Origin of the sequence: Streptomyces kurssanovii (assembly GCF_040677245.1) — a bacterium.
In the GTDB taxonomy this organism is placed as follows: domain Bacteria; phylum Actinomycetota; class Actinomycetes; order Streptomycetales; family Streptomycetaceae; genus Streptomyces; species Streptomyces kurssanovii.
In genome coordinates, this window is the sequence record NZ_JBFAQK010000002.1 from 243,778 (window position 1) to 255,757 (window position 11,980).

At 71.2% G+C, this 11,980-nt stretch carries 7 protein-coding genes; 3 read left to right on the forward strand and 4 right to left on the reverse strand.

Going from position 1 to position 11,980, the window contains the following annotated elements; translation table 11 throughout:
• Nucleotides 1-11: 11 nt before the first annotated feature.
• The gene (locus AB0K36_RS03170; protein ID WP_364587741.1) at nt 12-1,079 is read left to right on the forward strand and encodes an AI-2E family transporter; all 1,068 of its coding nucleotides are present in this window, start codon (nt 12-14) and stop codon (nt 1,077-1,079) included.
• On the opposite strand, the gene AB0K36_RS03175 is transcribed toward AB0K36_RS03170, so the two are convergent.
• Complete coding sequence (locus AB0K36_RS03175) at nt 1,007-3,133, reverse strand: ATP-binding SpoIIE family protein phosphatase (protein ID WP_364587447.1); 2,127 nt, start codon at nt 3,131-3,133, stop codon at nt 1,007-1,009. The two genes, AB0K36_RS03170 and AB0K36_RS03175, sit on opposite strands and share 73 nt — an antisense overlap.
• A gap of 139 nt (nt 3,134-3,272) precedes the next feature.
• Here AB0K36_RS03175 and aspS point away from each other — a divergent pair, with 139 nt between their 5' ends.
• Nucleotides 3,273-5,045, forward strand: a complete 1,773-nt coding sequence (gene aspS / locus AB0K36_RS03180; protein WP_364587450.1) for an aspartate--tRNA ligase — start codon at nt 3,273-3,275, stop codon at nt 5,043-5,045.
• Nucleotides 5,046-5,196: 151 nt separating this feature from the next.
• Here aspS and metG read toward each other — a convergent pair whose 3' ends face one another.
• Nucleotides 5,197-6,804: a methionine--tRNA ligase gene (gene metG / locus AB0K36_RS03185; RefSeq protein ID WP_364587453.1), complete on the reverse strand. Its 1,608-nt coding sequence runs from the start codon at nt 6,802-6,804 to the stop codon at nt 5,197-5,199.
• A 141-nt stretch (nt 6,805-6,945) separates the two neighbouring features.
• A complete protein-coding gene (locus AB0K36_RS03190) occupies nt 6,946-8,658 on the reverse strand; it encodes a VWA domain-containing protein (protein WP_364587456.1) in 1,713 nt (570 codons plus the stop codon).
• A gap of 273 nt (nt 8,659-8,931) precedes the next feature.
• Between AB0K36_RS03190 and AB0K36_RS03195 the strand changes: the two genes are divergently transcribed.
• Complete coding sequence (locus tag AB0K36_RS03195; protein ID WP_364587459.1) at nt 8,932-10,980, forward strand: PhoX family protein; 2,049 nt, start codon at nt 8,932-8,934, stop codon at nt 10,978-10,980.
• 13 nt (nt 10,981-10,993) lie between these two features.
• On the opposite strand, the gene AB0K36_RS03200 is transcribed toward AB0K36_RS03195, so the two are convergent.
• Entirely contained in the window at nt 10,994-11,950 is a 957-nt protein-coding gene (locus tag AB0K36_RS03200; protein ID WP_364587462.1) for a hypothetical protein, read from the reverse strand.
• Between the last annotated feature and the right edge of the window lie 30 nt (nt 11,951-11,980).

Consider the following 11,980-nt stretch of genomic DNA (forward strand, 5'->3'; position numbering starts at 1 on the left):
TGCCGGAGCCCATGAAGCGCCTCGCCGCCTGGTGCGTCGTCGCACTGCTCGTCACCGGGGTCGCGGCCGTCGGGATCTGGCTCGTCGTCAGGTTCCAGACGGCCGTGACGCCCGTGCTCCTCGCCCTGCTCGGGGCCGCGCTGCTGGGACCGCTGTACCGGCGGCTGGTCCGGATGAAGGTGCAGCAGTCGCTGGCCGCGGGACTCACCTGTGTCGCCGCGGTGGCCGTGGTCGGCGGCGCGGTCTACATCGTCGTCAGTGCGCTGATCGAGACCGGCGATCAGATCATCGCCTCGCTGCGGCAGGCGGCCTCCGACCTCTCCCGGCACTTCGGAGCCGCCGGGACCTCGCTCGACGACCTGGCCTCGAATGCCAGGGAGCTGCTCGGCAAGTTCGGCGGGACGGCGGCCTCCGGTGTGATCTCCGGCCTGGGCGTGGTCAGCGAGATGATCGCGATCGCCGTCCTGGCGCTTCTGCTGATCTTCTTCTTCCTGCGGGACTCCGACCGCGCCGTCGGAGCGCTGCGCTCCGTCGCGCCGGGCGAGGCCGGCGAACTCGTCGAGGCCATCGGGCGCCGCGCCTTCCGCGGCGTCGAGGGCTTCATGCGGGGGACGACGTTCATCGCGCTGATCGACGCCCTGTGCATCACGCTCGGGCTGCTGATCCTGCGGGTGCCCGGCGCGGTCGGACTCGGGGCGCTCGTCTTCGTGGGCGCCTACATCCCCTATCTCGGGGCATTCATCTCCGGCGCGGTCGCCGTCCTGGTCGCTCTCGCCGACCGGGGGTTCGTCATCGCGCTGTGGGTGCTCGGGGTGGTGCTGGCCGTACAGGTGCTGGAGGGACATGTGCTCCAGCCGATGATCCAGAGCCGCACGGTCCACATGCATCCCGCGGTCGTCCTGCTGGCGATCACGGCGGGGGCCAGCCTCGCGGGCATCCTCGGGATGCTGCTCGCCGTGCCCGTGACCGCCGCGGTGTTCGGCGCCGTCCGTGAACTCCGGACGCGTTACGGCCCCGGGGGCGATGAGCCCGGCGCGGCCGGTCCGTCGCCCGGCGCGGCCGGCGCGCCCGGCTCGTAGAGCTCGAACCAGATCGACTTGCCCTCGCCCCTCGGGTCCACACCCCAGTTGTCCGCCAGCATCTCCGTCAGCAGCAGCCCGCGTCCCGAGGAGGCCATCTCGCCGGGCCGGCGGCGGTGGGGCAGTTCGTCGCTGGTGTCGGTGATCTCCACGCGCAGACGCCGTTTCGGGGTGTGGTGTGCCACTTCGGCGACGATGAGCGCGTCGCCGTCGGTATGGACGAGCACGTTCGTGACCATCTCCGAGACCATCAGGACCGCGGAGTCGACCTGTTCCATGTCCTCCCAGTCGTGGAGCAGCTCGCGCAGATGGCGCCGGGCGGCCGCGATCCGCTCCGGCTGCGCCTGGGCGACGGCCATCGCGGTACGGCGCGGGGCCCGGCGGGACGGCTGTCCCTCCCGGCACAGCAGCACCAGCGCGATGTCGTCCTCCCGCCGGTCGGCGAGCGGACCGGTCGTGTAGTGGGACGACGGCCCGTGCACGGCCTGCACCAGGTTGTCGGCGAGGTCCTCCAGCGATCTGCCGGAGTGCTCCTCCAGGACGCCGCGCAGTCTGGCCCAGCCGGTGTCGAGGTCGTGCCCGCCGGTCTCGACGAGGCCGTCCGTGCAGATCATCAGCGTCTCGCCCGGCTCCAGGAGGAACCGGGTCGTCGGGTAGTCGGTGTCCGGGTCGATGCCCAGCGGCAGCCCGCCCTCCGTGGGGCGCAGCAGCACCGTGCCGTCAGAGGTCCGCACGGCCGGCTCCGGATGCCCGGCGCGGGCGATCTCGACCAGGCCGGTGGCCGGGTCGACCTCCAGATAGAGGCAGGTCGCGAAGCGGGGGCTCGAACAGTCGCCCTCCGCGTAGGTGTCGGTGATGCCGTGCAGGAAGCGGGAGGCGCGGGAGAGGACGGCGTCCGCTCGGTGGCCCTCGGAGGCGTACGCGCGCAGCGCGATCCGCAGCTGGCCCATCAGCCCGGCGGCCCGTACGTCGTGCCCCTGGACGTCCCCGATGACCAGGGCGGTTCGCCCGGAGGGCAGCGGGATCATGTCGTACCAGTCGCCGCCGACCTGAAGTCCGCCGCCGGTCGGCACGTACCGCGCGGCCACCGCCATGCCCGGGATCTCCGGGCCGAGCTGCGGCATCATCGAGCGCTGCAGTCCGAGCGAGAGCTCACGCTCGGTCTCGGCGACCTCGGCGCGTGCCAGCGCCTGGGCGAGCATCCGGGCGACCGTGGTGAGGACCGAGCGCTCGTCGGGCGTGAAGGCGACCGGATGGCGGAAGGCCGCCATCCAGGCGCCCATGGTCCGGCCGGCGACGATCAGGGGCAGGAACGCCCACGACCGGCGGCCGAAACGCTGGGCGAGGGGCCAGGTGACGGGGTAGCGACGCCGGTAGTCGCCCGGGGTCGGCAGATAGACCGCCCGCCCCGTCCGCACCACCTCGGCGGCCGGGTAGTCGGTGTCGAGCGGCAGGTCCGTGAACGGCTGCTCGTCCTCCGCGCTGTGCCCGTGGTGGCCGATGATCGTCAGGTGGTCGCCGGCCACCCCGAAGACCGCCAGGCCGTCCGGTGAGAAGCCGGGCATGGACAGGGACGAGGCGACCCGCAGCACCTCGGCCGTGGACCTGGCCTCGGCGAGGGCGCGGCCCGCGTCCAGCAGGAACGCCTCGCGGTGGCGGCGCCAGTCACCGGTGACCGGTGTCTTGGCGGCCGTGGTGCCCGGATGCGGCTCCGCCACCTCCTGGAGGGTGCCGACCAGCAGGTAGCCCTCACCCTCCGCGCGCGCCTTGGTGCGGCTGCGGACGGTCCGCAGCACCCGTCCGGTCCCGTCCACGACCCGGAGCCTGGCCTCGGCGAGGGTGCCCTCGGCGACCGCCATGGAGATGACGCCGTTGATCTCACCCCAGTCGACGGGGTGGAAGCGGGCACGTACGGCGGATGCGGGGACGTCACCGGCGCCGGCGGGAAGCTCGATCAGCCGGGCGGCCTCGGCGTCGAGGGTGACCGTGCCCGATGTGGTGTCCCATCGCCATACGCCGGTCGCGATCGCGGCAAGAACATCCTCCGTGCCCATTGGTTCACTTTATTCCGATCATCACGGTTATGACCTGCGGGGAGGCTGTCGCGTCTATGTCAATGGGCGGCGGGGAGGCCGGGCGGTAACCTTGCAACGGTTGTGCCCACCCCGAATCGCTAAGACTGGATGAACGACGATGCATCGGTACAGGTCCCACACCTGCGGCGAGCTCCGCGCCTCTGACGTCGGAGCCGACGTCCGGCTGAGCGGCTGGCTGCACAATCGGCGCGACCTGGGCGGCATCCTCTTCATCGATCTGCGCGACCACTACGGCATCACGCAGCTCGTCGCCCGGCCCGGAACCAAGGCCGCCGAGGTGCTCGACAAGCTGACGAAGGAGACCGTCGTCCGCGTCGACGGCAAGGTCGTCTCCCGCGGCGCCGAGAACGTCAACCCGGACCTCCCCACCGGTGAGATCGAGGTGGAGGCCGCCGAGGTCGAAATCCTGGGCGCCGCCAAGCAGCTTCCGTTCACCGTCAACACCGACGACGGTGTGAACGAGGAGCGCCGGCTGGAGTACCGCTTCCTCGACCTCCGCCGCGAGCGCATGCACCGCAACATCATGCTGCGCACCGCCGTCATCTCCGCCATCCGGCACAAGATGACCGCGCTCGGCTTCAACGAGATGGCGACCCCGATCCTCGCCGCGACGTCCCCCGAGGGCGCCCGCGACTTCGTGGTGCCGTCCCGCCTCAACCCGGGCAAGTTCTACGCGCTGCCGCAGGCCCCGCAGCAGTTCAAGCAGCTGCTGATGATCTCCGGCTTCGACCGCTACTTCCAGATCGCGCCCTGCTTCCGCGACGAGGACGCCCGCGCCGACCGCTCGCCCGGCGAGTTCTACCAGCTCGACGTCGAGATGAGCTTCGTCGAGCAGGAGGACGTCTTCCGGCCGATCGAGAAGCTGATGACGGAGCTCTTCGAGGAGTTCGGCGGTGGCCGCCACGTCACCTCCCCCTTCCCGCGGATCCCGTTCCGCGAGGCGATGCTGAAGTACGGCTCCGACAAGCCGGACCTGCGCGCCAAGCTGGAGCTCGTCGACATCTCCGACGTCTTCGCGGGCTCGGAGTTCAAGGCCTTCGCCGGCAAGCACGTCCGCGCGCTGGCCGTGCCGGACACCGCCGACCAGCCCCGTAAGTTCTTCGACGGCCTCGGCGACTACGCCGTCGAGCAGGGCGCCAAGGGCCTCGCCTGGGTCCGCGTCGGCAACGACGGCGCTCTGACCGGCCCCATCGCCAAGTTCCTCACCGAGGAGAACGTCAAGGTCCTCACCGAGCGCCTGGGGCTCGCCGCGGGCCACGCGGTGTTCTTCGGCGCCGGCGACTTCGACGAGGTCTCGAAGATCATGGGCGCCGTCCGCGTCGAGGCCGCCAAGCGCGCCGGCCACTTCGAGGAGAACGTCTTCCGCTTCTGCTGGATCGTCGACTTCCCGATGTACGAGCGGGACGAGGAGACCGGCAAGATCGACTTCTCGCACAACCCGTTCTCGATGCCGCAGGGCGGTCTCGAGGCCCTGGAGACCAAGGACCCGCTGGACATCCTCGGCTGGCAGTACGACATCGTCTGCAACGGCGTCGAGCTGTCCTCCGGCGCGATCCGGAACCACGAGCCCGAGATCATGTTCAAGGCGTTCGAGATCGCGGGCTACTCCCGCGAGACCGTCGAGCAGGAGTTCGCCGGCATGCTCCGCGCCTTCGAGTACGGCGCCCCGCCGCACGGCGGCATCGCCCCCGGCATCGACCGCATCGTGATGCTGCTGGCCGACGAGCCGAACATCCGCGAGACGATCGCGTTCCCGCTCAACGGCAACGCGCAGGACCTGCTGATGGGCGCGCCCACCGAGCTGGACGAGGCCCGTCTGCGCGAGCTGAACATCCAGCTGCGCAAGCCGGTCGCCAAGTCCGGCGAGTAGCAGCCCGTACGGCACCGCACGAAGAAGGGCCCCGGAACCGCGAGGTTCCGGGGCCCTTCCGGTTCGCTGCGCCCCTACAGGTAACGCCCCGTTCCCGGGCACGTCCGGGAACGGGGCGTTACGTGTACGTGGAGTGTCCGCGCCGGGCGGGTCAGGCCTTCTTCGGCTCCTCCAGGCGCGGGAACAGGACCGCGCCCTTCGTCACCGTCGTTCCGGCGGGCAGCTTGCCCCACTCGCCGGCCTCCTGGACCCTCTGGTCCGCGAGTGCGCCCAGCGGGGCCTCGGCACCGAGGGAGTCCCACAGCTTCTGGGACGTCTCCGGCATGACCGGGTTGAGCAGGACCGCGACCGCGCGCAGGGACTCCGCCGCCGTGTACAGGATGGTTGCCAGGCGGGCCCGGCCCTCCGGGGAGTCGTCCTTCGCGACCTTCCACGGCTCCTGCTCCGTGATGTAGCCGTTGACCTGCTTCACGAACTCGAAGACGCTCAGGATGCCGCTCTGGAAGTCCAGCTCCTCGCCGATCTTCCGGTCGGCCTCCGCGACCGCCTTCGCCAGGCCGTCCTGGACGGCCTTCTCCGCCTCACCCGAGGCCGTGGCCGCGGGCAGCGCACCGTCGAAGTACTTGCCGACCATCGCCGCCACGCGGGAGGCGAGGTTGCCGTAGTCGTTGGCGAGCTCGGAGGTGTACCGGGCGGTGAAGTCCTCCCAGGAGAACGAACCGTCCTGGCCGAACGCGATGGCGCGCAGGAAGTACCAGCGGTACGCGTCCACACCGAAGTGCGAGGTGAGGTCCTGCGGCTTGATGCCGGTCAGGTTGGACTTCGACATCTTCTCGCCGCCGACCATCAGCCAGCCGTTGGCCGCGACCTTGCCGGGCACCGGCAGGCCCTGCGCCATCAGCATCGCGGGCCAGATGATCGCGTGGAAGCGCAGGATGTCCTTGCCCACCAGGTGGACGTTGGCGGGGAAGGTCTCGTCGAACTTCGCCTGGTTCGAGCCGTAGCCGACAGCGGTGGCGTAGTTGAGGAGCGCGTCGATCCACACGTAGATGACGTGCTTCTCGTCCCACGGGACCGGAACGCCCCAGTCGAACGTCGAGCGCGAGATGGACAGGTCCTGAAGGCCCTGCTTGACGAAGTTCACGACCTCGTTGCGGGCCGACTCGGGCTGGATGAAGTCCGGGTTCGCCGCGTAGAAGTCGAGCAGCTTCGGGCCGTACTCACTGAGCTTGAAGAAGTAGTTCTCCTCCTTGAGGATCTCCACCGGCTTCTTGTGGATCGGGCACAGCTTGGTGCCGTCCTCGGCCTCGATGAGGTCGCCGGGGAGCTTGTACTCCTCGCAGCCCACGCAGTACGGGCCTTCGTACCCGCCCTTGTAGATCTCGCCCTTGTCGTACAGGTCCTGCACGAACTCCTGCACACGGTCCGTGTGCCGCTTCTCCGTGGTGCGGATGAAGTCGTCGTTCGCGATGTTCAGGTGCTCCCAGAGGGGCTTCCAGGCCTCCTCGACGAGCTTGTCGCACCACTCCTGGGGCGTGACCCCGTTCGCCTCCGCGGTGCGCATGATCTTCTGACCGTGCTCGTCCGTGCCGGTGAGGTACCACACCTTCTCGCCACGCTGACGGTGCCAGCGTGTGAGCACGTCGCCTGCGACGGTCGTATAGGCGTGGCCCAGGTGAGGAGCGTCGTTGACGTAGTAAATGGGGGTCGAGACGTAGTACGCCTTCGCCCCCTGCTTCTCGGATCCAGTGGCCGCCATGGTCGAAATCCTATCGGGCCCGAGAAGATCGACTCACACGCGTGCCGAGGGCACGGGTGACGTCCGGCACCCTCTGTGACGTCCGGGCGGACGCTTTCCGCGTCCGCCCGGACATCACCGGGGGTCACCGCCGGGTCGTGCTCACGGCCGCCAGACCTCGAGGATCCCCTTGAACAGCTCCGCGTGCGGGAGCTCGAGGGGCGCCGGGCCGGCATGGAAGAAGGCGGCGTTGTCCAGCTGGAGCTTGCGCAGGTAGTCGAACGCCTTGGCGTCGTGCTCGCCGAACGCCACGAACTGCCAGAACACCGGCTTGCCGGCGGTCGCCGCGAGCGCGGCGGTGGCGGCGGTCTTCGACTCGGGGGCGCCGTCGGTCTGGAAGATCACGAACGCGGGGGCGTCGGTGTTCTTCTTCGCGTGCAGGGCGAGGACCTCCTCGACGGCGAGGTGGTAGTTCGTACGGCCCATACGGCCGAGCCCCGCGTGCAGCTCGTCGACGCGGCCCTCGTGGGAGTCGAGGGTCAGCTCGCCGGTGCCGTCGATCTCGGTCGAGAAGAAGACGACATCGACGGTCGCGTCGGCGTCGAGGTGCGCGGACAGCGCGAGAGCCTGCTCACCGAGACGCTGGGCGCTGCCGTCCTTGAAGAACGGGCGCATGGATCCGGACCGGTCGAGCACGAGGTACACCCGGGCCCGCGCCCCGGTGAGCTCCGCCTTCTTGAGGGCGGCGCCGGCGGCCTTGTACGCGTCCACCAGCTGCGGCGCCCGCGCCTTGAACCGGGCGAGTCCGATGGCGGCGCGCCCGGCGGGCTCGTCGGTGACGGTGGTCTCGTCCATGGCCGTGGGCGCGGGCGCGGGCGCGGGGGCCTCGGTCTCGTCGGCCTCTGCGGCCTCGGTGGCCTCGGTGACGGGGGCGGCTGCGGCCTCGGGCTCCTCGGCCTCGGCCGCGACCGGGGTTTCGGCGGCGGGCTCGTCGGTCGCGACCGGCGAGTCGGCGACGGACTCCTTGGCCGCGACCGGCTCGGCCGCGGCGGGCTCGTCGGCCGCGGTGACCTCGGGCTCCTCCGCGGCCGCCTCGGGCTCGGTCACGACCGGGTCAGCGGTGACGACCGGCTCGGCCGCAGCGGGCTCCTCGGCCGCGACGGCCTTGTCCTCGGCGACCTCGGCGGTCGTGTGCTCCACGACCTCGTCCACGGCGGCCTTCTCGGCCGCGGGCTCGGCCTCGACGGCCTCGGCCTCGACGGACTTGTCCTCGGCCGCATCGACCACGGCCTCTGCGACCTCGGCCTCGGTGGTCGCGGCCACGACCGCCTTGTCCGCAACGACCTCGGCCTCGGGAGCCTCCTCCGTCGCCGGCTCGGTCACCGGGGCCTCGGCCCCGGCAGCCTTGTCCTCAGCGGCCGTCTCCGCCGCGGGCTCCGCAACCGGAGCCTCGGCAGCCTCGGCCCGGGCAACCTCGGCCTCGGCGGCCTTGTCGGCCCGGGCAACCTCGGCCTCGGCGGCCTTGTCGGCCCGGGCAACCTCGGCCTCGGGGGCCTCGGGGGCCTCGGGGGCCTCGGTGGCCTCGGGGGCCTCGGCCGGCTTCGGCTCGGCCGTCTCGGTGGAGGCGCTCGGCTCCGGCGATGTGCCCTGGGCCGGGACCGACGTGGGGCGGTGGCGCGGGGCCGGGTTGTCGAACGCGGCGGAGACCAGGTCCGCCGCCCGGTCGGCCGGGGGCTGCGCGGGAACCGTCGCGTCGGACGTGTCCTTGGCCGGTTCCGTGCGCTCGCTCTGGGCCGGAACGGAGGGTGCCGCCGACCCGTCACGCTCATCGCGGTCGCGGCCGAACACCTTGCGCAGCATGCTCCGAATACCCATGGGCGAGGCCTTTCACATGAGTTGGGTGCGGTGACTGTCCGCTCCTGCCCGGGGCTACAAGGCCAGGGCGGACACGTAAGGTTAGCGGCCGCCCGGCGCGGCTCCGGGGAGGGCACCCGTCGGACCGTTCCACACACCTCGACCGGGCCCCGGCCGTGCCCCATTCATCCGTCGTTCACCTCGCGTCCGCCGCCGTGCAGATGTGCGCCTCTAACGTCATGGCCGGAATCATTCCGACACCATGTCGGCGCAGGTGCGCCGAAGGAGGACGAAGTGCGCAAACTGCTGCCGCTGTTGACCACCACTCCGCACGCGGGCGGACGTTCCGCCCTCACCTGCCGTTACCGCTGCGGCGACGCCTGCTTCCACGAGGTCCCGAACACCAGCGACAACGAGTACGTCGGTGATGTCATAGCGAGCGCCCTGTCGCGTCGTTCGATGATGCGCGCCGCCGCGGTCGTGACCGTCGCCGCCGCGGCCGGCGGCTCGGCCGTCGTCCAGGCGGCCACTCCCGCGGAGGCCCACGGCGGCAAGCGGACTGCCGGGAAGGTGGACGGCGCCCGGGGTCTGCGCTTCGCGCCCGTCGCCCCCAACAAGGACGACAAGGTCACCGTCCCGGAGGGCTACGCGCAGAGTGTGGTCATCCGCTGGGGCGAGCCGATACTCCGCGGCGCCCCCGCCTTCGACCCGGACCGGCAGTCGGCGAAGGCGCAGGCCGGTCAGTTCGGCTACAACAACGACTTCCTCAGCCTGCTCCCGCTCCCGGGCGAGCGCGGCCGCCAGGTCCTCGTGGCGAACCACGAGTACACGGACGAGGTCCTGATGTTCAAGGGGTACGACCCCGAGAACCCGACCCGCGAGCAGGTCGAGATCGCCTGGGCCGCGCACGGTCTGTCGGTCGTCGTGGTCCAGGAGGAGAACCGTTCCGGCAGGCTCACCCCGGTGAACCGTCACCCGCTCAACCGCCGTCTCACCGCGACGAGCGAGTTCGAGGTCACCGGCCCGGCCGCCGGCAGCGCGCTGCTGCGCACCTCCGCCGACCCCGCGGGCACCAAGGTGCTCGGCACGCTCAACAACTGCGCCGGCGGCACCACCCCGTGGGGAACCACCCTCCACGGCGAGGAGAACTTCAACCAGTACTTCGCGAACGGTTCGAGCGCGACGGACAAGCGCTACGGCATCGGCTCCGGCGCCACGGAGCGCAAGTGGGAGCGTTTCGACAAGCGTTTCGACGTCAAGCAGGAGCCCAACGAGGTCCACCGCCACGGCTGGGTCGTCGAACTCGACCCGTTCGACCCGGACTTCACGCCCGCCAAGCGCACCGCGCTGGGCCGGTTCAAGCACGAGGCCGCGCAGCCCAGGCTCACCGCCGACGGCCGTCCCGTCGTCTACATGGGCGACGACGAGCGCTTCGACTACTTCTACAAGTTCGTCTCCTCGAAGCGGATGAAGAAGGGCGGCGGCCGGGCCGCGCGCGAGCACAACCGCACGCTGCTGGACGAGGGCACCCTGTACGTCGCCAAGCTGACCGGCGACAGCCCCGCCGCCGAGATCGACGGCACCGGCAAGCTCCCGAACGACGGCGAGTTCGACGGTTCCGGCGTGTGGATCCCGCTCGCGACGGGAGACGTGTCGCACGTGCCCGGCATGACCGCGGAGGAGGTGTACGTCTTCACCCGTCTCGCCGGTGACAAGGTCGGCGCGACGAAGATGGACCGCCCCGAGGACGTCGAGCCGAGCCCCCGCTCCGGCCGGGTGTACGTGGCGCTCACGAACAACAAGGACCGCGGTGCCGCCGGCAAGGCGGGCGCGGACGAGGCCAACCCGCGCAACGGCAACAAGCACGGCCAGGTCCTCGAGCTCGCCGAGCACTGGGACGACCCGGCGTCGGACGGATTCGCCTGGCGTCTCTTCCTCGTCGCCGGCGATCCGAACGACCCGGCGACCTACTTCGCCGGCTTCCCGAAGGACAGGGTCAGCCCCATCTCCTGCCCGGACAACGTGGCGTTCGACCCGCACGGGAACCTGTGGCTGTCCACGGACGGCAACGCGCTCGGCACCCACGACGGCCTGTTCGGCGTGGCGACGCAGGGAGAGCGCCGTGGTGAGCTGAAGCAGTTCCTGACCGTGCCGATCGGTGCGGAGACCTGCGGCCCGATCATCCAGGACCGCCGTGTCCTGGTGGCGGTGCAGCATCCGGGCGAGGTCGACGGCGCGTCCGTCGAGAAGCCCGCGAGCGCCTGGCCCGACGGACCGGGCAAGCTGGTCCGCCCGTCGGTCGTCGCCGTCTACCGCAAGGACGGCGGGGACATCGGCGCCTGACCCGGCAGCGGATTCACGAGGTGGCGCCCACGTGTGCGCGCCACCTCGTGAACTGTTCGGCGGCGTCTCCCGTGTACGCCCACGGGAGGTACGCCGCCCGGGTGCCGAGCAGCGTGAACAGTCCGCCCGCCTCCTGCCGCAGTCCCGCGAGGCACGCGGCGTGCGTGAGGTAGTTGAGCTCCCCGATCTCCTGGGGCGCGACGGGTCCGTCCGTACGCCACAGGACCCACCGCTCCCAGGTGCGGCGGATCTCCCTGATCGCCAGCTCGTGCTTCCAGTGCTGGTCGAATCCGCGCACGACCCGGCCTTGCGCGGCGTCAGCGACGTACCGGTACTCCTCCGCGCGGGCGATCTGCACCAGCACCGGCAGCGGTGAGCCGGGCGGTGACGCACCGGCCGCGTCGCGGGCGAAGTCGTACATCCTGCCGTGCGTGCCGTGCCAGCGGGCCGAGTGGTAGCGCAGCAGCTGCACATGGCCTTCGACGTTGTACGGGTCGCGCCGGCGCAGCTCGTCCCACCAGCCGCGCAGTTCACGGCGGGGGACCCCGTCCTCGTAGAGCCGGGCCACGGTCAGCAGCGACACCCACGGCATGGGGTCGGCCGGGTGGGCGTCGGCGGCGGTGAGACAGGCCCGTACCGCCGCGTCGAGCCGCGCGCGGCCGGCTCCGCCGCGGCCCGTGGCGATGACCCGCTGGAACGCGCGCACGACGTCCGTGGCGGCGCTCAGGACCGCGGCGTCCGGGCGGTCCGGTTCCGCGGCCCGCCAGATCTCGGCCGCGGAGGAGCCGGCCGCGGCGTGGGCGAGCAGCCGGATCCGGTGGGTGCGCAGCGGCCAGTCGTCGCCGGTGGTGTGCAGCAGGTCGCGGACGCCCTGCCAGCGGCCGATGACGATGTCGTGCAGGGCGTCGGCCAGGGGACGGTCCCCGAACGCGGGATCGAAGTCCGGTACGAAGCGGCGGCGTACGGCCATCTGCGTCACTCCCCTCGGCGGTGCGTTCGT